The organism is Arachidicoccus ginsenosidivorans, assembly GCF_007971385.1.
GTDB classification, from domain to species: Bacteria; Bacteroidota; Bacteroidia; order Chitinophagales; family Chitinophagaceae; genus Arachidicoccus; species Arachidicoccus ginsenosidivorans.
On record NZ_CP042434.1, the window covers coordinates 2,974,999 to 2,999,541 of the forward strand.

General features: G+C 41.0%; 16 protein-coding genes and 1 pseudogene. 12 read left to right on the forward strand and 5 right to left on the reverse strand.

Going from position 1 to position 24,543, the window contains the following annotated elements:
• Positions 1-816, forward strand: coding sequence for a DUF4249 domain-containing protein (locus FSB73_RS11890; protein ID WP_146782298.1), 816 nt, complete (start codon positions 1-3; stop codon positions 814-816).
• Positions 817-964: 148 nt separating this feature from the next.
• Here the strand turns inward: FSB73_RS11890 and FSB73_RS11895 are convergent, their stop codons facing one another.
• Positions 965-1,558, reverse strand: a complete 594-nt coding sequence (locus FSB73_RS11895; RefSeq protein WP_146782302.1) for an HD domain-containing protein — start codon at positions 1,556-1,558, stop codon at positions 965-967.
• A 315-nt stretch (positions 1,559-1,873) separates the two neighbouring features.
• On the opposite strand from FSB73_RS11895, the pseudogene FSB73_RS27585 reads away from it, so the two are divergent.
• The 4 genes and pseudogenes from FSB73_RS27585 to FSB73_RS11920 all read left to right on the forward strand — a co-directional run bounded on the left by FSB73_RS27585 (position 1,874) and on the right by FSB73_RS11920 (position 9,629).
• Positions 1,874-4,873: pseudogene (locus FSB73_RS27585) on the forward strand (glycoside hydrolase domain-containing protein).
• A gap of 226 nt (positions 4,874-5,099) precedes the next feature.
• Positions 5,100-6,320: a sulfatase-like hydrolase/transferase gene (locus tag FSB73_RS11915; protein WP_394344789.1), complete on the forward strand. Its 1,221-nt coding sequence runs from the start codon at positions 5,100-5,102 to the stop codon at positions 6,318-6,320.
• A 23-nt stretch (positions 6,321-6,343) separates the two neighbouring features.
• The gene (locus FSB73_RS24880) at positions 6,344-6,520 is read left to right on the forward strand and encodes a hypothetical protein (RefSeq protein ID WP_225973961.1); all 177 of its coding nucleotides are present in this window, start codon (positions 6,344-6,346) and stop codon (positions 6,518-6,520) included.
• A gap of 1,078 nt (positions 6,521-7,598) precedes the next feature.
• Positions 7,599-9,629 (forward strand): T9SS type A sorting domain-containing protein, encoded by a 2,031-nt coding sequence (locus tag FSB73_RS11920; RefSeq protein ID WP_146782313.1) that lies wholly within the window; start codon positions 7,599-7,601, stop codon positions 9,627-9,629.
• Between the two features lie 49 nt (positions 9,630-9,678).
• Here FSB73_RS11920 and FSB73_RS23275 read toward each other — a convergent pair whose 3' ends face one another.
• The gene (locus tag FSB73_RS23275; RefSeq protein ID WP_158639515.1) at positions 9,679-9,825 is read right to left on the reverse strand and encodes a hypothetical protein; all 147 of its coding nucleotides are present in this window, start codon (positions 9,823-9,825) and stop codon (positions 9,679-9,681) included.
• Between the two features lie 724 nt (positions 9,826-10,549).
• Between FSB73_RS23275 and FSB73_RS11925 the strand changes: the two genes are divergently transcribed.
• Positions 10,550-11,026, forward strand: a complete 477-nt coding sequence (locus FSB73_RS11925; RefSeq protein ID WP_146782316.1) for a response regulator — start codon at positions 10,550-10,552, stop codon at positions 11,024-11,026.
• Positions 11,026-11,289: a LuxR C-terminal-related transcriptional regulator gene (locus tag FSB73_RS11930; protein ID WP_146782319.1), complete on the forward strand. Its 264-nt coding sequence runs from the start codon at positions 11,026-11,028 to the stop codon at positions 11,287-11,289. Before FSB73_RS11925 ends, FSB73_RS11930 begins: the two co-directional genes overlap by 1 nt.
• 203 nt (positions 11,290-11,492) lie before the next feature.
• On the opposite strand, the gene katG is transcribed toward FSB73_RS11930, so the two are convergent.
• A complete protein-coding gene (gene katG / locus FSB73_RS11935) occupies positions 11,493-13,772 on the reverse strand; it encodes a catalase/peroxidase HPI (RefSeq protein ID WP_146782322.1) in 2,280 nt (759 codons plus the stop codon).
• 364 nt (positions 13,773-14,136) lie between these two features.
• Between katG and FSB73_RS11940 the strand changes: the two genes are divergently transcribed.
• The 5 genes from FSB73_RS11940 (at position 14,137) to FSB73_RS11960 (ending at position 22,631) form a co-directional block, all read left to right on the forward strand.
• Positions 14,137-15,144, forward strand: a complete 1,008-nt coding sequence (locus FSB73_RS11940) for a helix-turn-helix transcriptional regulator (protein ID WP_146782325.1) — start codon at positions 14,137-14,139, stop codon at positions 15,142-15,144.
• A gap of 832 nt (positions 15,145-15,976) precedes the next feature.
• Positions 15,977-16,381 carry a hypothetical protein gene (locus FSB73_RS11945; RefSeq protein ID WP_146782330.1) on the forward strand — a complete coding sequence of 135 codons (405 nt, stop codon included), beginning with the start codon at positions 15,977-15,979 and terminating at the stop codon, positions 16,379-16,381.
• Positions 16,366-17,712: a relaxase/mobilization nuclease domain-containing protein gene (locus tag FSB73_RS11950; RefSeq protein WP_146782333.1), complete on the forward strand. Its 1,347-nt coding sequence runs from the start codon at positions 16,366-16,368 to the stop codon at positions 17,710-17,712. Before FSB73_RS11945 ends, FSB73_RS11950 begins: the two co-directional genes overlap by 16 nt.
• 125 nt (positions 17,713-17,837) lie before the next feature.
• Positions 17,838-19,814: a conjugal transfer protein MobC gene (mobC, locus tag FSB73_RS11955; RefSeq protein WP_146782336.1), complete on the forward strand. Its 1,977-nt coding sequence runs from the start codon at positions 17,838-17,840 to the stop codon at positions 19,812-19,814.
• A 348-nt stretch (positions 19,815-20,162) separates the two neighbouring features.
• On the forward strand, positions 20,163-22,631 hold the full coding sequence (locus FSB73_RS11960; protein WP_146782339.1) for a sugar-binding domain-containing protein: 2,469 nt from the start codon (positions 20,163-20,165) through the stop codon (positions 22,629-22,631).
• Between the two features lie 49 nt (positions 22,632-22,680).
• On the opposite strand, the gene FSB73_RS11965 is transcribed toward FSB73_RS11960, so the two are convergent.
• The gene (locus FSB73_RS11965; RefSeq protein WP_225973962.1) at positions 22,681-23,295 is read right to left on the reverse strand and encodes a response regulator; all 615 of its coding nucleotides are present in this window, start codon (positions 23,293-23,295) and stop codon (positions 22,681-22,683) included.
• Between the two features lie 122 nt (positions 23,296-23,417).
• Positions 23,418-24,542 (reverse strand): hypothetical protein, encoded by a 1,125-nt coding sequence (locus FSB73_RS11970; protein WP_146782345.1) that lies wholly within the window; start codon positions 24,540-24,542, stop codon positions 23,418-23,420.
• Position 24,543: the final 1 nt, after the last annotated feature.

The following is a 24,543-nucleotide window of genomic DNA, read 5'->3' on the forward strand; positions in this document are numbered from 1 at the left end:
ATGAATAATAAAAAAACAAATATTTATCCCGTTTTGATACTGTTGATCGTGTTAATGAGTGGTGCCTGCGAGCGTGTTGTGGACCTTAATTTAAGAGATGACGTCGGCAAACTGGTGATTGAGGCCAATATTACTAATAAAAATGAAGCTCAGGTGATTTACCTGACACAAAATGTATCCTTTTCGCAGCCAAATGAATACCCTCCAGTGAGTGGTGCTGAGGTAAGTGTACGAAGTAATAATGGGAAAAGTTACCTTTTTAAGGAATCTCGTCCCGGCGTTTATACTTCTGATTCATTTGCAGGAATCGCGGGCGAAATTTATTATTTGACCGTCATCTCTGATGGGAAAACCTACCAAGCCAGTTCCCAGATGCCGGGTTTTATTCCAATTGATAGTGTTTTGGCGCAGAAAAAGGAAATCAGTGACGATGAAAACGAACGACGCATCGCCATAAAGTTCAAGGATCCAATAAATATACAGAACCAATATCGTTTTTTGCTGCATGTAAATGATACGCTGATCAAACAGGTATATACGACTAGTGACCGTTTAACGGATGGGAGGGAGGTTACCTACTATTTCCAGATTAATGATGACGACATTAAAGTGAAGGTGGGTGATTCTGTCAGGGTAGAAATGCAATGTGTTGATCTGCCTATTTATACCTATTGGTTCACATTGGAATCTTCAGAAGGTTCTGGTGGGCCGGGAGGTGGTGTCACCCCTTCAAATCCGCCGACCAACATAATGCCAACGGTGCTGGGTTACTTTAGTGCACATACCACAGAAACTCAAAATATAGAGGTTCAATAGTGCTCAGATGGATGAAAAGAGCGGATATTCCTGGCCTTGGTTAATAATCTTTAGGAGTTTGAACTTTAAATGGCCATCATCATCATCATTATCATCATGGTGCCATCCCTGCTTACCATTTTTAGGTTGCAGGGATTTTTTTAAGTTATTAGTCTTTTCTCAGAATGCCAGCTTCCACGCTTTGTTGAATTAATTCCTTTGCATAATGATCAATGGTGGTGGAGATCGCTTCATGCACATTTTGTTTTTGAAGTACCTGGCTATATCCGACATTGAATTCCTGCCAGGTGCCTCCTTTATTGGATACATTTTGTAACAAAGGTTCTAATCTGTCCATAGATCTGGCAAATTTGGCTTCTGCGGTTTGCCTGGCTTCAAATTCTTCCCAGATGGCTTTAAATTCTTCTGCCTGTTTCTCTGGAAGTAGCCCGAATATTCTTGCGGCGGCAGTTCTTTCTTCTTCCGTATTATCATGATTCTTTGTCGTATCAAATAGGAATGTGTCACCCGCATCTATTTCTACCAGATCATGAATGAGCAACATTTTAATTACTTTTAATATATCAATAGGCTCATTTGCGTGTTGGGCCAATACTAGTGCCATAAGTGCTAAATGCCAGCTATGTTCGGCGTCATTTTCACGTCTGTCACTGTTGAAGAGTTTGGTTCTGCGCTCAATGTATTTAATCTTATCAATTTCTTTGATGAACGCTATTTGTTGCAATAAATCCTTTGGATACATCCTCAGTGGGGTTTAGGTAGAAAAAATTACAAAAGTCTGGCAAAGGTAGTCATTCGGAGAAATTAAAATAGTTGGAAATGCTCCGCGTCTGTCCTTTGTCTGTCCTTTGTAAGCGTATAGGCAAATATTTGGAGCAAATACAATTAAGGCAATCGTTTGTGTATAAGAGTTATATGTATTTTGAGTAATTTGGAGTGTTTTTGGCTATTTTTATTATATGTATTACATATTATACGAATTACTCTTTCCAAAATTTAAATTGTTGTAATGCAGGTATTACAAACGATCAAATAGAAAATAACAAAATTATAGTATATGAATATTTGGGTGAAACTTCCTTCCTTTTGTGTTACTTCAGTCGCTTTATTGATTGGGTGCCTCGCGGGGTTAATAGGAACGGTTCAGGGGCAAACACCTCAGTTTGAGGTTGCCGGGCAGCTGTGGCAAGATAGTTTGGGGAATCACCGCCTGGCCGTAGATGTCCCTTTCACATCTCATGCTGTTGAAGTCAAAGTTGATTGGCGCAGACGCGATAAAGATGCGGCAAATAAGGTCGTGATAATTACAGACAGTACAGGAAAACAAATAAATAATATCAAAATAAACCACCTGGACAGAGAAACAGGGGACTTTGTGTTTGACCCGGTTAGTGGCAGTGGTATTTATTATGTTTATTATATGCCTTGGTCCGGTCATAAGTGGGAAGGGGGCTTCCAGGGTGATTATCTGCATCACCAGCCAAAGGCTGATGATGCATGGCTTAAAAAGCTTGCTGGGTTAACAGCTAAGAGGCGTTTGCCGCTTGCGCACAATGTTGTCATCCAGGCTAGGACAGCATTTGATAGTTTTTATCCCATGGAAATTGTCGCAAAGAAAAGGGAAGTTGAAGCACTTGTTGCAAAATATAAGGATCCGTTTTTACTCTTTTTTGAGGACCGAAAACATCCGATAAAGATGTTTGATGATCTGCCCTTAAGGTGGATCCAAAAAGGTCCAGCAAGAGCGGGGAACAATCATTTCTCGGTAGAGGCCGACAGAAATGAATATTATGTATTTCAGATTGGTGTTTTTGCTAGCACGGATAGTCTTTCAGATATTCAGGTTTCCTATAAAAATGCCCCTTTTAAAATAACTTGTTTTAATACGCAGGGAGTAGATAGTAAAGGAAAAGATTTTGTCAAAAAAGTACATGTACCCAAAGGCCATGTACAACCCTTGTGGTTGGGTGTGGATATACCTAAAGAAGCGCATCCTGGAAAATATACTTTCACAGTGGAGGTCAAGGATGCAGCTGGAGCTGCCCGGTTTGTCAATGTGCAATTAAATGTTCGGGGCAAACTGCTTGCTGACCGAGGAGATAAGGATCTTTGGCGGCTTTCCAGGCTTAGGTGGTTGAATTCTCGCCTTGGTATTGATGATCACAATACGGCTGAAAGCCGTCCATTATTGGTCGATAAAAGCACTGCGACCATAAAAGCAGGTACTGGCACTGTTCAGCTCAATGCTTTAGGGTTGCCTAAAGATATCATTATCGGCGGGGAAAACTTGCTTTCGGGTCCTATTGATCTGTCCATGCAAGGAATAGAAAAGCAGGGCAAGCTAGTAGTTGTGCCCGGCCAGAAACTTCATTTTACTCACCAGGCTTCCGGTAAAGTCGCATGGGAGACTGCTTATGAAAACAGCGGCTTTGGGGTAAGTTATCAGGGACAAATGGAATCCGACGGTTATCTAGGCTATAAAGTGATTATCAGGGCAAGAAAAGATGCTGCAATGGATGATATCAGTTTACAAATTCCAGTAAATAAGCAGTTGGCAACCTATTTTATGGGTATGGGAAGCGGAAAGCCTTTTGGTATGAATGGAGGTTACACGCCTTTCTCATATGATTGGAAGTGGCGTGGACCTCAAAATTCCTTTTGGTTGGGACCTATAACGCAGGTATTTATTGTAAGTTTTTGGGAGCTACTTATAATGGCCCCATGCTGAACTTATATCATCCTGCACCGCCGCCTAGTTGGTATAATAACAATAATGGTGGTTTTAAAATCAGGACTTACAATAACCTGGTAAGTACCTCCACCTATACGGGTAAAGAATTATTTAAAAAGGACAGCGTTTTGACCCTTGAATTCTCACTACTGCTTACTCCGGTGCAAAAATTAAATACATCTGCTCAGTTTGCCAACAGATATTATCAAAATTACGGCAATCCATTTCCTGGACAAAAAGATATTGAAGCAGGTGTAAATGTTATTAATGTACACCACGCCAACCGGATTAATCCTTATATAAATTATCCATTTGTTATGGTGGATAGCATGCGGGCTTTTGTCGACCATTTCCATAAATTGGGCATTAAAACCAAGATTTATTATACGATCCGTGAACTCTCTAACCAATGCGCAGAAATATGGGCACTCAGAAGTTTGGGGACGGAGATCTTCAGCGATGGATCTGGTGGAGGTTATCCATGGTTAAGGGAGCATTTAGTAAGCCATTATGATGTACAATGGTTTACACCGATTGACGGGTATGAAGCCTGCGATGCGGCTATTAAAACCAGTGGTGATTCCAGGTGGTATAACTATTATGTGGAGGGACTTCGCTGGCTTGTTAAAAATGTAGGCATTGATGGACTTTATTTGGATGATGTTGCCTATGACAGGGATATGCTGAAAAGAATGCGCAAAGTCATGGATATGGTCAAACCGGGTTGCATGATTGATCTGCATTCTAATACCGATTTTTCAAAAGGCCCGGCAACGCAGTATACGGAGTTTTTCCCTTATATCAATAAGTTATGGTTCGGAGAGAATTTTCATTATGAAAAAATGCAGCCTGATAACTGGTTGGTGGAAACCTCAGGCATCCCTTTTGGGTTAATGGGAGATATGCTTTTTAGTGGTGGGAATCCCTGGCGGGCATGGTATATGGGATGACCAACCGGGACGGTTGTCCAACAGATGGAAAACTTTGTAATCCCAAACCTATTTGGGAGGAACTGGATCATTTTGGGATCAAAAATGCATCGATGTATGGGTATTGGGAAAAAATCCTGCCGTTACGACGGATAATGACAAAGTGCTGGCTACAGCTTATAGAAATGGGCATAAATTATTAATCGCACTCGCCAGCTGGGACACAGCGGCAACAACTGTACATTTAAAGCTAAACTGGGAAAAATTGGGGATTTCAGCAGAACAAATCAGTTTTGTAGCCCGTGATATTAAGGATTTTCAGCCAGGCAAAGCATTTAAGGGTACCGGTGCAATTGAAGTGAAACCAGGTAAGGGGTGGTTACTGGAAGTGCAGTAAGGATGTATCTTTTATAATTGTAAAACAAAATGAACTATATTATAATATTAAACTGGCCAAAAATGTATAACAGAAATTTTAGGTGTGTGGTAGGCTGCACTTTAATGATTATGCTGACGTTAAACGTACAGGCACAGCGGGTCATCGAGTCCTCCGATCAAAACTCAAAGCAAAAAATTGAAATAAAGCCTTCCCGGCCGAATATTATCTTTTTTTGGTGGATGACATGGGGTGGGAAGATACATCGGTTCCGTTCTGGGACAGTACTACTGCCCAGAATGGAAAGTTCCGGACACCCAATATGGCTGCGTTTGCGGCCACCGCTGAAAAATTCACCAATGCCTATGCCAATTCAATATGTACCCCATCCAGAGTGAGTCTGATGACTGGGATGTCAGCCGGGCGACATAGGGTAACCAATTGGACCATGTTTAAGGATAAAGCGGTAGACGCAAAGGATTCCCTGTTGAAAGCACCGGATTGGAATGTCAATGGCCTGAGCCCGGTACCCGGGGATAGCCGTAGTGTTTATGCTACACCGTTACCTGAGATTCTTCGCCAAAACGGTTATTATACCATTCACTGCGGGAAGGCGCATTTTGGTGCATATCAGACTCCGGGTGCCGATCCCTTGAATATTGGATTTGTAAAAAATATTGGAGGCAGTGCCGCCGGGAATCCGGCTTCCTATCTGGCGGAGGCTGATTTTGGGTATGACCCGGATCATTTTAATGTAAGGGCTGATATTCCTAATATGCAACAATATTGGGGAACGCCTACGTTTCTAACAGAGGATCTGACGATTGAAGCCAAAAAAGCGATGGATACCGCATTAGCACTACAAAAGTCATTTTTTTTGTATATGGCACATTATGCGGTGCATTTACCCTACAACGCAGATAAACGTTTTGTGCAGAAATATTTAGATGCGGGCTATACAAAGCCTGAGGCTGCATACTTAGCATTAGTTGAGGGCATGGATAAAAGCCTGGGCGACTTATTGGACTATCTTAAAGAAAAAGGCCTGGATCAAAATACCATTGTCGTTTTTATGTCTGATAATGGGGGATTCTCCCATGCGCCAAGGCAAGGTGCTGATAATACCCAGAATTATCCCCTGCGCAATGGAAAGGGATCGCTATATGAAGGCGGCATCAGAGAACCCATGATGATCAAATGGCCCGGCGTGACCCTAGCAAACAGCGTCTCTGATCAGCCAGTTATTATACAGGATTTTTATCCTACTATATTATCAATGGCAGGCATAAAAAATTACCGTACTGTACAAAAAATAGACGGACAAAGCATGATGCCCTATCTTAAAAACCCTAAAAAAGTCAATAATCAAAGGGAATTGGTTTGGAATTTTCCCAACGGCTGGGTGGGGGAGCTCAAAGCCAGGATTGTTCCTGGACTTGTGCCATTCGTAAAGGAAACTGGAAGCTGATTTATTTTGAGAAATATGCTCGTTTGGAGCTCTATAATCTAAAAGAAGATATAAAAGAACAGCATGATCTGGCAAGCGCAAGACCCAAATTGACTCGCAAGCTTGCAAAATTACTGACCAAACAATTAAAACGGCAGCAGGCACAAATGGCCATCATCAAAAGCTCAGGCGAGCCAGTCCTTTATCCTGATGACTTATAGGAGCATAATTATTTTTGGTTATTAACGGACGTAAAAAAACTGGGGCCTTCTTTTTATCATTGTAATGGTAAAAAGAAGGCCCCAGTTTTTTTAGAAGACAGAATCCTTTTATTTATTTGATGATACGGCCTTCGATACCATCGAAATAATATTAACAAATAGCGCCCTGATTGCAAAGATAACGTAAATAATAGGGCTGCAATTAAAGACTGCGACCTTAAATTCCACTGAGTAGTAGGATTGTGGACTGGCTGCTCCATAAGATAATTGCATTTTCTTTGCTCTTTATTGTGAGAAGAGATGATGGTTTTATACTTTTTAAAATGTATTAACTAAAATTGATTAAATTAATCATTATTTTTTGTAATACATAAAAGCTGCCTGAACAACCCCAAAATTAGGTGGCCATTGGGAATCTTAAAATGCCACTGCTTAATTAATATAAAAAAAATGAAATTTATGGTTTGAAACTGTTGTTTTATTTTTTGTAGTCAAATAGCTACTAGGATTTGTAGAATTGATATGTATTTTTGCGCCACAATTTTTGATATAGATATTTTTGTAAATTTCAAATATTACAGATATATAATTTATACTAGGCAATAATAACTATTGAATTAAGGAATTTATTTTGACAGGAAGCCTTACAAAATGTTTTAAGAGAATTGGTTTAAATAATATGAGTAAAAATAGGACAATCTGATAGTTTATTAAATAATTTAAAACGATACGGCCGGAAAGTAATTGGCTTTCCCAATCCAAAACTTTAATTGGTGCGTCTGGCCGGAAATTCCTTAAGTGATAATATTGAATGCAGGAGTAAGGAGCCCCTTAGTCCTAAGGGATCGTTTTATTTATTTAAAGGGAAAATGAATTATTTAAATACTTAAATATGAAGATAGAAGCCTTAATCTGCTTTTATCAACCCTATTTTATTGACCTGGCAAACCATAATATATCGTTATGCAGGAATATTGAAAAGATATCATTTGGGAATAATCTTAAAGAAGTTTATAAAAGCTAACCAACTATAAATATTGAATCGAAAGGTCATTTTTTTAATTTTTAAAACAAATACATGAAAAGAGAATTTTACACATGTCATGAACAGGCAAGCGGTGATGTTAAAAGCCGCGGCTTTGTATCAACAAAAACCTTTATAAAAAGCGCCTCGTTTTTAATGGCTTTTGCGCTACTCGGAACTGTGGCATTTGCACAGACGCCGAGTGCGGCCAATGACGCGGCTACCACCGGAAAGAATATGCCGGTGACCATCAAAGTGCTGGCCAATGACGCTGGCTATGTTGCAAACAAAACCACTATTGAGGCGAATCCAAGCCATGGTACCGCCGAAATCAATCCAAACACGGGCATTATCAACTATTGGCCGGCAGCTGATTACACTGGTAATGATCAGTTAACTTATCGCATTAGTAATAAAAGAGGGAATACGGCTACTGCCCAAGTATCCATTACGATTAATGACGAAGTGTGCTCAACCCCCATCAACGGGAATGATTTTTCCTGGACTGATCAGACTAGCTCTGAGACGGTGATTACAAAGGCTATGACCCAACCAGCGACCTCTAATGGTTTTGTGTTTGATATTTACAAGCTAGACAACTCCTTTAACATGAAAATTAACGGAATAGATTTAGCTTCCCAGGAAATCCAGTTCCAAAGTGATGGTACTAGTGGGGTCAATATTCAATATCAGGATGGAGAAGACTTTGAGAATGGCAGGAGCATTTGGGAGTTAGAAGGCGATGAAGCACATCCGACTGTGCGCGTGCAGATACTGCCAGACGGGTCCATTAAAATGTTTGTCGTAAAAAGCTCAGGAGGTGAGCTCTATCCTGTAGAATTAATGGCTGGAGCGCAATTTAATGCTATTCCATGGCATCCAGATGCCGAGAATAAAATTACGGTCACTCAGGAAGTATCTGGACCGACTGTTATGGAAGGTAAAGGATATGGGCTCAATGCAATTGATAATCCTGTGATTAGCCTGAATACGGAGGGTGGACAAGCTGCTACTGAAGCCCCAACAACCTGCGGTGGTAATGGTATAATTCACCTAAATATTACCGGTGTGGATGACGGGGTGTATGATCTGGCTTATCAGGGAGGCACCTTGCAAAATGTTCAGATTACTGCAGGGAAGGCTGATGTCAGTGCTGCTGCCGGTGTTTATAATAATATCACGATCGGTAACGGTAATTGTCAATCAGCAGATGGTGTGAACGCCGAAATTTATGCTTTTCCTTGCACGGTTGATGACGTTGCAAATGTTGAAAGAGGTACTGTAACCGGCAATGTCCTGGATAATGACGGCAATGATAATGCAGCAGGCTTTGTCGTAACTGAGGTGACTATCGGTGGTCAGCAGTACCCCGTTGACGCTACTAATGGTTCGGATATCGAGCTGCCAGGCAAAGGTAATTTACATGTTAATCCAGATGGTAGTTTTACTTTTGAACCTGATGGAAGTTTTTCTGGTCCTTTAGATGAAATTACTTATACAGTTGATAACGGACACGGTACGACCAATACCGGAAAACTTCAAATTAGTATTAATTCCACTTTGCCAGTATCTGGTGTGCAGGATTTTAATGTGGTAAGAAAAGGGCAAACAGCTATTTTGAGTTGGTCTACTTTTACTGAATCGCAGAATAAAGGTTTTAGAGCTGAAAGAAGTACAGACGGTAAATCCTGGAAAGCAATTGGGTTTAAAAACAGTTTAGGCAATGCGGGTAATAGCACTAGCCAGCTTAATTACACGCTGGTGGATGCTGATCCTCTGCAACAAACTGCCTACTACCGGTTGGTACAGGTTGATTTGAGTGGCAGAGAAAATGTCCTTTCAGTTGTTAAAAGCTTAAATGGCATTTTAAATAGCCTCCGCGTTTATCCTAATCCAGCAGGAGACCATATCACCATCATGAATCCAGCTAGTATCATATATATTTATGATGTAAGTGGTAGAAATGTAATGACCCAAGGGGTACAACCAGGCGTTAAGAGCGTAAATCTTAATGTCCAGGGATTAGCGCAAGGCATCTATTTTGTCAAATCAGGCAGTCAGCGTATTAAATTAATTAAAAAATAACATGCTTTTATTGCTAGATAATGACTAGCATGGATAGATTAGATTCGTTTTAATGAACAATTAAATGGCGGTATTGAAAAATACCGCCTTTTTTTGTGCCAAGAAGATTGTGTTTTTTATTTAATGATGTATCGTATCCGCTGCCTATATGATGAAGTTTGCCCTCTGCTATTTTTAGTGAAATACTCTCCGTCATCCCCTTAAATTGATGTGCTGCCTTGTCTTTATTTACATAATTGTTATGCGAATACAGCTTTGTTTCAGTTGCTCGAAAGTGAACAAAAAATGAGAATCTTGACAGATATATAAAGTTGTAATATTTATCTGTTTGTGTCGTAAATATACTACATAGCCTGCGGTTTTTATTAATTACCTTTGCGCATGTTAACGGGTCAAACATGTTTGGCTGGTGGTCGTTATTCGTGTGAGATGGCATTTTGAGGGTATTGATTTATTTTTTGGAAGGTGGATTTAGTAGAGTAACAGACCGGTCAATGACACTTGAAAAGGCTTACATCTACGAACGAACGTATGTTATGAAAGAACTTAAATTTGCTTATTGCGACAAAGATATCTTTAAATTAAAAGGGAAGGAGGAGACGCTTCTGCCTGAAAGATAGTAATACTCAGCCTGCTGATTCAGCTATGCAAAAGAATTTGTGCAATTTCAAAAACAGCATATTCTATTATCCCTTTAAAATTACCAACAAGAAATTATTTTGAGGGTCAATGTTTAAATACATTTGAATATTACAGGATATTGCTTTTTTGTCAAGTTTAGCTCCCCACTAAATTCTGGTCGGCTTATTTTAGGTCGCTTTATTGCGTCCATATGAAGTGAACTGAGCAGACCAAGGTTTGTGGTTGGTTGAGGCATTATATGTAAATTATATTTGATTATCCTTTATTCCCTTATTAGTATGTCCATTTCCATTCTAATTGCATCGAAAGATTTTCCCTCTCTTTATGGATTAGAATTCTTAACAAGGCAGGTGCTGGGAGAAGATATCCTAATCGGTTTTGCTGAATCCCTAAAAAAAGCCTATGATAAACTCAAAAACCAAAAATATGATTTGGTCATCAGCAGCACCAATATGAATGGAATAAACACATTCAAATTAATCAAAGAGGCTTTAGCCGTAAATAAATCCATCAGGATTTTAGCTATTGGGCCAGGCGCGCCGGAAATATTGGCTCCGAGGTATTTAGATATTGGCGCCTATGGTTACATTTGTGCTTTTGAGATGGTGGATCGCTTTAAGGAAGCGCTTTTGCATATTATAGACGGTAAACGCTATTTTAGAGGCGAAAACGATTTTTTGGAAATGAATGTTGAGTGTGATAATGGACAAAAGACCAATCCATTTTCTTTATTATCAAAAGAGAATTTGACGTAATGAATAATTTGTTACGAGGAAAATATATTAAAGAAATCGCTGGTGAATTATCCTTAAGTATTTCTTCGGTGAGCACCTATAAGGTGCGGGTCTTAAACAAATTGAAATTGAATAATATTTTGGAATTATCGATGCTTGCCAAAGAATATAATCTAGTTATTCCAAAAATGAAGAACTATAATCTTATTGTTTATATCCCAGCTTTGAAATTACCTTGGATATTCTGGATGGCTTTTTCCCAAAAAGGACTTGGCGTTAAGTGAACTTGAATTTTAGGATTAATTAGAATCTTTTGGCAGTTTCTAGACATAATAAAGGGTAGAAAAATTCTACCCTTTATTAGTGGCCTCTTTTTTAGCAATTTAAAAACGCAAGAAGAATAAATGATAAAGCGTCGCAACCTTGGTTCGGTTAGTGCGTCCTTTTCCTTTCTAAATCCTGCTGAAAATAATCGTTGCTGTCAGGCCTATCTATGTAAATCAAATCTATCCAGGTTCATGACTTTATTCCAGGCGGCCGTAAAATCCTTTATAAACTTATGTTGGCCATCTGATGAGGCGTATACCTCCGCAAGAGCACGAAGTTCTGCATGGGAGCCAAATATCAGATCTGCCCGGGTGGCTGTCCATTTAGCCTGCCCACTGGCGCGGTCACTGCCGATAAATAATTGCCTGTTCTCTGTTGAGGCCTTCCATGCTGTACGCATATCCAGTAAATTAATAAAATAATCATTGGTGAGTGCGCCAGGCCTTTGGGTTAAAACCCCGTGATTGGAACCATCAAAGTTCGTTTGAAGCACACGCATCCCCCCGATCAGCACCGTTAATTCTGGTGCCGTAAGCGTTAATAATTGTGCCTTATCAATTAAGAGTTCTTCTTGGGATACCTGGATGCCTTCTTTGCGGTAATTTCTAAACCCGTCACCCAGTGGTTCTAAATATGCAATGGAATCCACATCAGTTTTGTCAGCGCTGGCATCCATGCGGCCAGGCGTAAAAGGTACTTCAATGTTTTCGCCAGCATCTGCTGCGGCCTTTTCAATGGCGACGCAGCCGCCAAGGACAATTAGATCCGCCAGAGATACTTTTTTGCCATCCGTTTGCGTATTATTAAATGCTTGTTGGATTTCATCCAATTTATTTAATACTTGTTGCAGCTGAACTGGATTATTGACGATCCAGTCTTTTTGTGGTGCTAATCTAATGCGTGCACCATTCGCTCCGCCTCGTTTGTCAGACCCCCTAAAAGTTGAAGCAGAGGCCCAGGCAGTCGTGACCAAAGCAGATACAGTTAATCCGGCATTTAAAAGGGTTTGTTTGAGCGTTGCTATATCATTTTGATCAATCAAAGGGTGATTTACCTCGGGAATAGGATCTTGCCAGATCAGTTCTTCCTCGGGGACCTCTGGACCTAAATACCGGGTACGTGGTCCCATGTCTCTGTGGGTTAATTTAAACCAGGCCCGGGCAAAGGCATCCGCAAATTCATCTGGATGTTCCATAAAATGTCTGGATATTTTGCCATAAATCGGGTCTAATTTTAAAGACAGATCGGTGGTAAGCATAGTAGGCCGATGCTTTTTTTGGGGATCAAATGCATCGGGGATTATTTCCGGGCCGTCTTTGGCCACCCATTGATGCGCACCAGCAGGACTCTTGGTCAGTTCGTATTCAAAACCAAAGAGGTTTTCCCAAAAACTATTGCTCCACTGAGTAGGCGTCTTGGACCAGGTGACTTCCAGTCCGCTGGAGATAGCATCGGGGCCACTACCGGATCCATAGCTGCTTTTCCAGCCCAGGCCTTGCATTTCCAGCTCGGCAGCCTCTGGTTCGTGGCTGACGTGGGTGGCTGGTGCCGCTCCATGCGTTTTGCCAAAGGTATGCCCGCCTGCAATCAGTGCTACCGTCTCCTCGTCATTCATGGCCATACGGCCAAAAGTATCTCTGATATCTTTGGCTGCTTTTAAGGGATCCGGATTCCCATCCGGTCCTTCTGGATTGACATATATTAAACCCATTTGTACGGCAGCCAGGGGCTTTTCCAGATTCCTGGAATGCGTATCACCATCCGCATCGTCATCAGAGGGTAAAACAGCGTGATTCTCTTCCACTCCTGGCGAACCATGGGCATAACGCACATCACCGCCTAGCCAGGTTTTTTCAGATCCCCAGTAGACTTCATCACTGGCCTCCCATACATCTTCGCGCCCACCGGCAAAGCCAAAAGTTTTAAAGCCCATGGATTCCAGTGCGACATTGCCAGCCAGAATCAGTAAATCCGCCCAGGAAATTTGTTGTCCATACTTTTGTTTCACTGGCCAGAGCAGTCTTCTTGCTTTATCAAGACTTACATTATCCGGCCAACTGTTGAGCGGTGCAAACCGCTGCTGTCCCTGGCCGGCTCCACCACGACCATCGCCCACTCTATAGGTTCCCGCACTATGCCAGGCCATACGGATGATCAGACCGCCATAGTGGCCAAAGTCAGCTGGCCACCAAGGTTGAGAATCGGTCATAAGTGCCCTGAGATCGGCTTTTAAGCCGTCAAGATCCAGGCTTGCAAATGCCTTTGCATAATCATAATTGTCATCTAATGGATTGGAGAGATTACTGTGTTGTCGCAGTACATGCAAATTAAGTCTGCCAGGCCACCAATCGTGATTATGGGTACCTCCACCCGCAACATTGTGTTTTAATGCCTCATTATGAAAGGGACATTTGCTAAGATCGTTTGATTGGTTTTCCATTTTGATTAAGTTTAGCGGTGAGTGAATTTTTTGCTGATTTGCGATTGGATACCTGTTGTATCCATACCTAGAACAAATAAGGATAATAAAGATAATGAATAAAAGTGTTAATAAATATAGATAAATACTATGAAGCATAGATTTTATCTATAGTACTTAGGAACTAAAAATGACGATCATTTTAAGTAGTAGCTAACGAAAATGGGAATTTAAAAATAACAGCATTCCTTGTTTTTTTGTTTGAATATCATATATTTACGTAGCGTTTTACTTTATTTTGGTTTATCTCTGGTCCTAAAGGACAACTTTTACTACTGAGGTTTTATCTAATTAAGTCCGTTGGGCGATTAAAATTTATACAGGTATGAAAGCACTCTTTGATTTAATGTTTGAGGGCTCAAGTGATGTCTTATGGCACAGCGGCGCTTATGCAGGGTATAACGGGCCTATTATAGGCGGAAGCAACCAGGTTTGCGTGACAGGCGGCTTTGGTAATATACTCTATCAAAACATTCAGGTGCCAACATTTAATTTATGGGATGGCAACTACAATATCTTTGCCAGTGGTATAGCCAGAGCCAGGGCCCCCATTAGAAGTATTGAGCTAAACTGTATCATGAGTGGTGGTCTGGAACAAAGATCCGCGCCTCATCCAATGCGCTATTTATTTGCTCAATACATTAATTTATCGCATACCCTGTCCATGGACAGTAAAGTAAAATTGATCAAGGGTATGCGTCACAGGACATTTGATTTACATTACACCATACAAGCCCTGAAACAAATCATAGATGTGGACCCTGAAATTATTGGTCAATTCATAAATGAATATGAAGCAAATCGGCAAATGCGACTTTTTGCCGATGATGTCAGGCCAAGTCCTGAGATTATCCGTGCCATTGATGAAATGGCCAGGTATGCGCTTAGGAAGGATAGAGATCCAGAGGTTTTGGAGTATTTTGGCCGCATGTTATTAATCCAGGTCTTTTTATACAAAAGGCAATTAAATGGGAAAAAGGGGCTCGATAAAATGCAAAAAAGGGTGCTAGTAGGGCTCGAAACGCTCAGGCAGGCCCTCTTATGGGATATTCAATTTTATGAGAATACAAAGTATTATGCAATACAGTATCTTAATATCTGTGAAACTGACTTGAGGAAGCATTTTCAAAATGCCTATGACTTAACGCCTTTTGCCTACTGGAGATCCGCAAAGATGGACAATGCCCTTTATTTGCTTTTAAATACGGATCAGCCCATAAAAGACATCGCTTATGCAACTGGCTTTATAAGCTCAAAATCTTTAACCAAGGAATTTAAAAAATATTACGAAATTGCTCCACTAAAATATAGAAAATTAATGATCATCAAATAATACGTTTTGTTTATATGGGATTATATCTAACTAACTGAAAAGTAGCGAATAAAATATTGCTGTTTATTATATGACTTATTGGATACCTTTTTTGGGGAATATAAGTAGACATTAGACGTGCTAAAAAAAAGTGGGTGCCAGAGGGTGGTTAATTAGGGTAATAACTACTGTTGGGCTCCTTTCACCTTCTTTTAGCCTTTTAATATATCTATCAAACTTTATAAACAAAGAGACCCATGTATCCTAACTTTACAATTGTTGCAGTCCCTCACCCTGGAAGACAGTACCTAAAATGCTCCAATCTTTTTCAAGCGTCCATGGCCTGGAATTATGAGTACTGACGCCCCATATCTAAATCTTACAATTGTACTCAGCTTTATACCTGGTATCTGGCTTTATACTTATACATATAGTTAAGGAAAAGAATACCTATAACGCAATAGCCTGTTTGCTACAGGGTACCTCCTTGCAATGTTTTCGTTAAGTATCACCACCTATATCTCTAGGCTAAACTTCTAAACTATTATATATAAACGCTAGGTGCCTGATAAGTTTCCATAAGTTTTCAAATTTCCTCTTGACACTTCAAGCTGTACGGCTTTTATTGAAGGTTGGATGTGCCAGAACTTGTAATTAAAAAAACACCTTATTGTCAGGAGAAGCTGAGTGCAAATAATCCATCCCTATTCTACGCACTGGGTATATAGTGTCCTCTGGCACTAGTGCCAGAGGACACTATATACCCAGTGCGTAGGCTGCTCAGGTAAAGCCCAGATTACCTTACTTGAAGCATCATGATATTACTATTATAAAATCCTAAATCAGATAAACAATGAATGATCAAAAAGCAAACAAAAAAAGACAATGGCAACCTACAGTTCGGATTGGTCTAAGCCACGAAAAATACGCTGCTTATAAAGGATTGCTTGAGCGATCAAAATTTAAAACCATGAGTGCGCTTATAAGGCATATATTGGACAATAAGCCAATAATAATTGAAACCCGTGATGCTACAATGGATCAAATACTCTGGGACCTTGCTGCTTCCCGCAAAAGCCTTCAATTAATTGCCATTAGCATGAATCAGGCAGTTATCCGCCTTAGCCAGGAACAGTTCTCAGAACTGGTACTGGTGGAAGCCAAAGTAATTGAGCAGCAGTATCATTTACTGGAGGAGGTAGGCCCTGCTTTTTTTCATCTTATGACTAAAATTGCGAATATATGGTTGCCAAAATAGAATCCGTTTCCTCCATTAAAGAGGTGTTGTTATATAATGAAGGAAAAGTTGAAAAATGTGATGCAAAATTGCTGTTCGCTGGAGGATTTCCGTGGGCTGTAGAAGAATTGGATTTTAAAACTAAATTGGAGGTATTTGATAAACTGACCAGCCAGAATTCTAGGTGCAAGAAAAATGCTTTGCATATTACCCTTAATTTCTCTGACCGGGATTTACTGGATGATGGCAAACTGATCCAGATCGCCAATGATTATATGAATCTGATGGGCCTCGAAGGGCAACCCTTTTTGGTTTACCGGCATTTTGATGCCGGTCATCCTCATATACATGTGCCAACAGTCATTATTGCAGATGGTGGTAAGAGATTAGACGCCTTTGGCTATAAAGGCGGAAAATCCTTTAATGTGAGCAATGACCTGGAAGAAAAGTACGGGTTGGTCATAGCGGGTGCTCAAAAAGAAGAAAAGGTACTAAGACTGCAATCAGGGCGACTGGAAAGAGTCGTTTATGGCAAGGCAGAGGTGGCTACTTCTATTGCTGTGATCGTAGCCGAAGTGCTTAGAAAATACAAATGCACTTCACTTCCCGAATTCAATCTAGTCCTCAATCAGTTTGGTGTTCTGGCCAACAGAGGCCGCCCGGGAAGTAAGATGTTTGAAGCGGGCGGCTTGATGTACCGCTTGTTGGATGAAAACTATCGAACAATGGGGGTGCCCGTTAAAGCGAGCAATATCTATGGCAAACCAACCTTAAATAACCTCGAAAAGCGTTTTGCATCCAATCTGGGCCTTTGTGGACCCAATAAGCAACGAATGAGGTATGTATTGGATAAGGCGCTTGAGTGCGCTGATAAGGCGCAAATGGAAGCGCTATTGCATAGATATGGACTGCGCATAATATTTAGGAAAAACCCCGATGGAAAAATCTTTGATGCAGTTTTTATAGACAATGCAGCCTGCGCAGTCTTTACAGACGAAACGTTAGGCGAAAAGTACCGGGCAGCGGTCTTCTTAAAGCTGACTGAGGCAAAGGATGTTAGGGTGCAGGTTGAAGGTGGGGTAAATATAGGGAGTCAAGTAGTCAGTCACCTTTCTTTAAACGAAGCGACGAGCCAACAGATAAGTAGTGATGTAAATACAGCTTTAAATACGACCCCTGCGGCAACGGAAGTAAAAAACTATCCGGCCAGTGAATTACCGGTGACCATGACCTTTATGGACAGGTTGTATTATGATTACAAAGACCCGGAAGATGGTTATCTGGCTAGTGCCAAAAAACAATTGCGGCTCAGCCAGAAAAATAGATCTTCAAAGCTTAGCATTTCCCGATAAGATTTACTGAATTAGAGAGAAAAAAGGGTTATAAGGATAAAAGATAATTAGACGTTAAGGATATTAAGGGCAATCGGAGCGCTCTGCTATTACTAAATTTCTATATACCATTCAATTTTTAAATTATGCAAACCGGAGAAAATACACAGGCGTTAAGGAAAATCAATAATATGATCATGGGGGCCAGTATGGTGGTACTGCTGTTTCATTTCTATTTTTATTTCTATGATGCTTTTAAACAGTGGCATCTGACTTATCCGATTGTTGAAAGGCTCGTCATTAACTTTTGTAAAATGTCCTTCCTGTCAGGCTTTAATACCTCAAAGTGTACGGCCCTGGTTTTATTAATTATTGGGATGATAGGAACAAAAGGCAAAAAAAGCGATGCCCTACGCGGAAAATCCATTGCGATTATATTGCTTGTGGGCATGATCTGTTATTGGGGTAGTTGGTTCATTTTATATTTGGATATGCGGTTTAATAACCTGGCTACGATGTATATGATCGTAACTGGCATAGGCTATTTGCTAATAGCAAATGGCGGTCTTAAGCTAACCAGGCTTATCACCCTTAAGCTGGAAAAGGACGTATTCAATCAACTGCAGGAAAGCTTCCCGCAGGAAGAAAGGCTGCGCAGCAGCCCTTTTTCCATCAATTTGCCAGCCATCTATCAACTGGATGGCAAAAGTCGAAAATCCTGGATCAATATTATCAATCCGTTCAGGGGAACCCTGGTCGCCGGTACACCAGGGTCCGGCAAAAGTTATTTTGTGATCCGCCATGTGATCACTCAACATATTCAAAAGGGTTTTACCATGTTTATTTATGACTTTAAATTTGATGACCTGACAAAGATTGCCTACAATACCATCTTAGATAATACAGATAAGTATCCGGTGCCCCCTAAGTTTTATATGATCAATTTTGATGATCTGCGCTTCACGCACCGCTGTAATCCGCTGGACCCCAAATCCATGACCGATATTATGGATGCAACAGAATCTGCCCGTACGATCATGTTAGGTCTGAATAGGGAGTGGATAAGGAAGACGGGAGACTTTTTTGTAGAATCACCCATCAATTTTGTAACCGCCATCATCTGGTTCCTTAGAAAGTATAAAGACGGTGCTTATTGTACACTGCCCCATGTAATTGAGCTGATGCAGGTGGACTATGAAAAGCTGTTCCCTGTACTGCGCAGTGAACCAGAAATCGAGGTCTTGATCAACCCCTTTGTGACGGCTTTTACCAATAAAGCCATGGAGCAATTAGAGGGACAGGTAGGCTCTGCCAAAATAACCATGGCCCGACTCAGTTCTCCCCACTTGTATTATGTTTTATCCGGCAGTGATTTTACGCTGGATCTGAATAATCCTAAGGATCCAAAGATTATTTGCGTAGGCAATAACTATATGAAGCAGCAGGTCTATGGAGCCGTATTATCTCTCTATACCTCCAGAATGATCAAACTGGTCAATAGAAAAGGGCAGCTAAAATCCAGTTTGATCTTTGATGAGTTTCCGACGATTTATTTTAATGGCATGGACAGCCTGATCGCTACTGCCAGAAGTAACCAGGTGGCTACTTGCCTGGGTGTGCAGGATTTCTCGCAACTACGTAAAGATTATGGCCGGGATCAGGCAGATGTAATCGCTAATGTTGTCGGCAATATTATAGCGGGTCAGGTGACAGGAGATACCGCAAAGTTGCTTTCTGACAGATTTGGCCGTATTATGCAGGATAGACGCAGTATGTCTGTAAATTCCATGGATACCTCGTTTAGCCGGTCTATGCAGCTGGACGCTGCAATCCCGGCCTCTAAAATAGCCACGCTCTCCTCTGGCGAGATGGTCGGCATTGTAGCCGACAACCCAGAAGAGAAAATAAAACTAAAGATGTTCCATGCAGAGATCCAAAATGATCATAAAAGGATTAAAGCAGAGGAAGATCAGTATCAACCCATACCTCAAATCAGAAATATAAAGGCCGAGGACGTACAAAATTGCTATCAGCAGATTAAAAATGATGTTCAGTTAATTATTGAAACAGAAATGGAAAGAATAATGGCCTCTGCAGACTTGTCTAAGTTAATAATGGACTGAAATAAATAGAAATAATGGGCGGTGATAATACACCCTTTGGATTAGGCAGTATATTTTGGCCTTTTACCCATAAAATAAGTGGCTGCCATTATTTTGAGACAATAAAGGAAGCAACCTATTAGCTAGCAATATGCCGACAGCATGCTTGGAGGCATTTTGAGGTATTTTTTAGCCTTTTCATCTAGGCGTCAGGCGTTAATTATTCCGCAAAAAATATTATTTAATGTCTAAAATACAATATATTTGAACAACAGGTGCCTTTTTGATCTTTTGAATATTATTATCTATGCCGTGAATGAATGCATCTGAGCTCGGAAAATGATTTGATTAACTTCTTATAATTGATGTATGTTAAGCCGTAATAATCTTTTGGTGGGTTGTGGATATTTTTGGGCCGTATTGTTGATTTGTTGTGCCCCTGTTCTGCATGTAAGTGCTCAAAATCACCTAAAGGCATCCGGGTATGAACGCTTTGACGATGGGTGGCATTTTGCCCTTGGAGAACACTCAGGAGGTCAAAGTGTTCATTTTAATGACCATAATTGGCGATTATTGGATTTACCCCATGACTGGAGCATAGAGGGCAAAATAGATAGAAATAATCCCTCCGGCAATGCCGGAGGGTATTTTCCGACAGGAATTGGCTGGTATCGCAAAACATTCAAGGTCCCCAAAGATTGGCAGGGTAAACAATTGTCTATTTATTTTGAAGGGGTCTATATGAACAGCGAAGTCTTTATCAATGGGCATTCATTAGGCACACATCCCTATGGATTTACTGGGTTTAGTTATGAGCTGACTCCGTATCTTAATTTTGGCGGCGATAATTTAATAGCGGTTAGAGTGGATAACGCCAGTCAGGTAAATTGCCGGTGGTATTCGGGATCTGGTATTTATCGACACGTTTGGCTGGCCTTGGAGGATCCAGTGCATGTTAAGCAATGGGGAGTATATGTTACGACCCCGAAAGTTTCGCCTGAAGTGGCCACCGTCCAAATTGAAACAAGCGTAAGTAATACGGATAAGCAAGCCCACACAGTGATCGTAGGAACGAATATTATGGATGCAACTAACAGACAGGTAGCAACGGACAAATCGCAGGAAGTTAAATTAGCTCCTGGAAAAGATACGGCTATTATACAAAGAGTTAAACTGCGACATCCCAAGCTTTGGGGATTACAATCCCCCAACTTATATACGGCAAGGATTAAACTTACAACAAATGGGCAAAAAGCAAAGTCGCGTAACCAAACTGTTGAAATAGTAGAAAAACCCTTTGGCATCCGTTCCATCCAATTTACACCAAATAAAGGTTTTGAACTTAATGGACAGGTGGTAAAACTTAATGGCGGTTGTGTACACCACGATAACGGCTGCCTTGGTGCAGCGGCCTATGACAGGGCCGAGGAAAGAAAGGTTGAACTACTGAAAAAGGCTGGCTTTAACGCCGTACGTACCGCCCATAATCCCCCATCGACCGCTTTTTTAAATGCATGTGACAGATTAGGACTCTTGGTGATTGATGAAGCCTTTGATGGATGGCGAACCGATAAAAACAAATATGATTACGCCCTGTATTTTGATAAGTGGTGGAAAAAAGACCTGGATGCCATGGTACTTCGTGATAGGAGTCATCCCAGTGTCATCATGTGGAGCATTGGCAATGAGATTATTGAACGCAAAGAACCTCAAGCGGTTAAAACCGCCAAAATGCTATCTGATGAAATTAAACGAATGGACCCTACAAGACCAGTCACTTCTGCCATGACCACCTGGGATAAAGACTGGCAAATCTTTGATCCATTGATGGCAGTGCATGATGTGGCTGGTTATAATTATCAATTGCACCGGGCAGAGGCAGATCACGAAAGAGTACCTTCCCGGATTATCGTGCAGACAGAGTCGTACCCAAGAGACGCATACAATAATTGGAAGCTGGTTAATTCCCATCCCTATATTATTGGTGATTTTGTTTGGACTGCACTGGATTATCTGGGAGAATCCGGTATTGGTCGGTATTATTATCCCGGAGAGCCGACCGCAGAGCATTGGGAGGGGATTCTTTTTCCCTGGCATGGATCCTACTGTGGAGACATTGATCTGATGGGCAATAGAAAACCGATCTCTTATTACAGGAGTCTATTATACAGTAATAAAGAGCAGCTCTACTTAGCAGTCAGGGAGCCCAGCCCAAAAACTGGAGAGATTAAGCTGACTCAGTGGGCCGTCTGGCCCACTTGGGAGAGCTGGACCTGGCCTGGATTTGAAGGTAGAAACATAGATGTAGAAGTCTATTGCAACTATCCGAAAGTAAGGTTATATCTTAACGATCAATTAATCGGGGAAAAATCAACCAACGATTCCACCGCTTTTAAGGCCATATTTACCCTGCCTTATCAGGCAGGAGTATTAAAAGCGGTTGGCGTTAAAAATGGGAAGGAATTTGATGCCCGGATACTTAGAACGGCTGGTAAGGTAGCCAAGATCATTTTAAAGGCGGATCGGGATCATATTGCAGCGGATGGGCAGGATTTGTCCTATGTACAGGTAAGACTTGTTGATAAAGACGGGGTTATTCAGCCAGGTGCCGACAATTTGCTTTCTTTTGATATTAAAGGACCAGGATCCATCATAGGAGTGGATAATGCCAATTTGCAAGACCCGGCTCCATATAATACTACTTCACGCAAAGCCTGGAAAGGAAAAGCCTTAGTGGTGATTAAAAGTGAGCGGGCAGCAAAGGGGGATGTCCATTTAACGGTCCATGCAAAAGGATTGCCTGATGCGCACCTGGTGATCAGTAGCGAGAAGAAATAAAATGGTTGAAAATAATTTTTACGAAAACTTTTTGACTTCCCCTTTGTTGCTACAACAAATGATTGATCATAGCCAGTTTAATCAGGGCAGAAGTGTTTTTGACGTTGTATTTGGCCAACATATTTTTGCGATGAGAATCGACGGTTGTGATGTCGACATATAGCTTTTCGGCTATTTCCCGGTTGGTAAACCCGTCAGAAATAAGTTCCAGCACTTCCCTTTCCCTGCGCGTAAGAGAGGGTAAGGGGTGGTTATCTGCATTGCGCAGGGTCATGGTGACCGAATGACTGTAAAAGCAGTTATTTTTGGTTACGGCCTTAATGGCAGCTATAATTTCTGATTTTTCCGCATCTTTGAGTAAGTAGCCATCAGCACCGTTATCCATCATTTGCCGTATGACCGAAGGATGGTTATTAATACTAAGAGCCAGTACGCCAATTGCAGGATACAGCTGTTTCACTGCTTTACAAAGATCAATGCCACTTGTGTCAGGCAAATTGATATCCATTAGTATAATATCTGGCTGCATGGTTTTTAGCAGGCCGAGCAAAGCGCTTGCTGAGCCACAGGTAGCCATACAGGTCAGATCTGGCTGATGATCCAGCATAGCCTTTATCCCCTCAACAACAAGCGGATGATCTTCTGTTAATATTACTTTTATCATTGCTGACAATTCGTAGCTGGAATTTGCAAAATATGGGTTTTTTTGAATATCATTAGAGGATATAGTCTTGTAATACTTACGTACTGCTAATTTAGCTTATTTGGTTAAATGTATAAAGAAAATTATTTGCTGTAAATCACGTTGTTATAGTTTTTAGTATCCAATAAAGCGGCTAGTCTTTGGATATGCGCTTTGCTACCGCTTATTTTGATGCAAATATTCTGGATTTGGCCGCAAGTCACTTTTTTGGGCGTATAAAGATCACTCTGCCCATTTTGCATAAATGCTGCCTCATATCCGCCATATTGATTTGGGTGCAAATTAAATTGACCCATCATTATTAAAAGGATGTGGTCCCATTTTAGCAGGTCCTGACTTGTTTGATCCCGCCCAGTGGTATACAATTTCGATAAGGTGGCAGGACTTTTTAAAAAGGGAGTAGTGGTATATTCTATCGGCCCCAGACTGCCATCTACAGCGTATTCTTTATAGGCATTGACCTCAAAAGTAACGGTAACGATACTGTGATTACGGAACCTGCGGGCAATTTTTGCACCGTTTGCCTCCAGCTGATCTACGCCAGCCGCCTTAACTTGTCCATCTGTCAGGGCAGTTGCCTTATCCATAAATTCCATCTGCTTTTGCTGGTAATATTTGGGATGTGTGTCCTTGGTAAATAAAGCAACACCTTCATCCTGGTGTTTTTGTACATAAGCCGTATATAGATGCATGTAATATTTTGCTGAATCCTGATACTGCTTATATTTTGGACTTTGAGTAATGTCCTGGACATCATTATTTCGCTGTTGCTGACTTTGCTCATCCGCCTTTTGAAAATTCGATTGATATATTTTCCAGGCCGCCAGAGAATCCTTGTTTGCAATAAACTGATAGGTAATATTGAAGCTGCCAGGCGGACATTTATTAAAAGGGACATCCTGGACAGTTCCATCCTCATTATGATAAACATTGCCATCTGAGCAAAACTCATCTAATTCGACCACCAGCCACCCGGTTTTTTGGGACAAGGCTTCCATATTTTCATTAAAAAAAGCGCGCATTTTGTCCTGCATGGCGATTACCTGTGGGCGGGTTCTGTTTTGGAGCCGCACTTGTTTACTTTGTGCATTTTCAATAAAGCCCGTTCTTGGCTTTTCAGCTGGCCACTGGGCATAATTTTGGGCCTTGACAGATACGCCGATAAAATAAATGGCACAAAGTAGGATAAGCTTGCAATTACACATCATA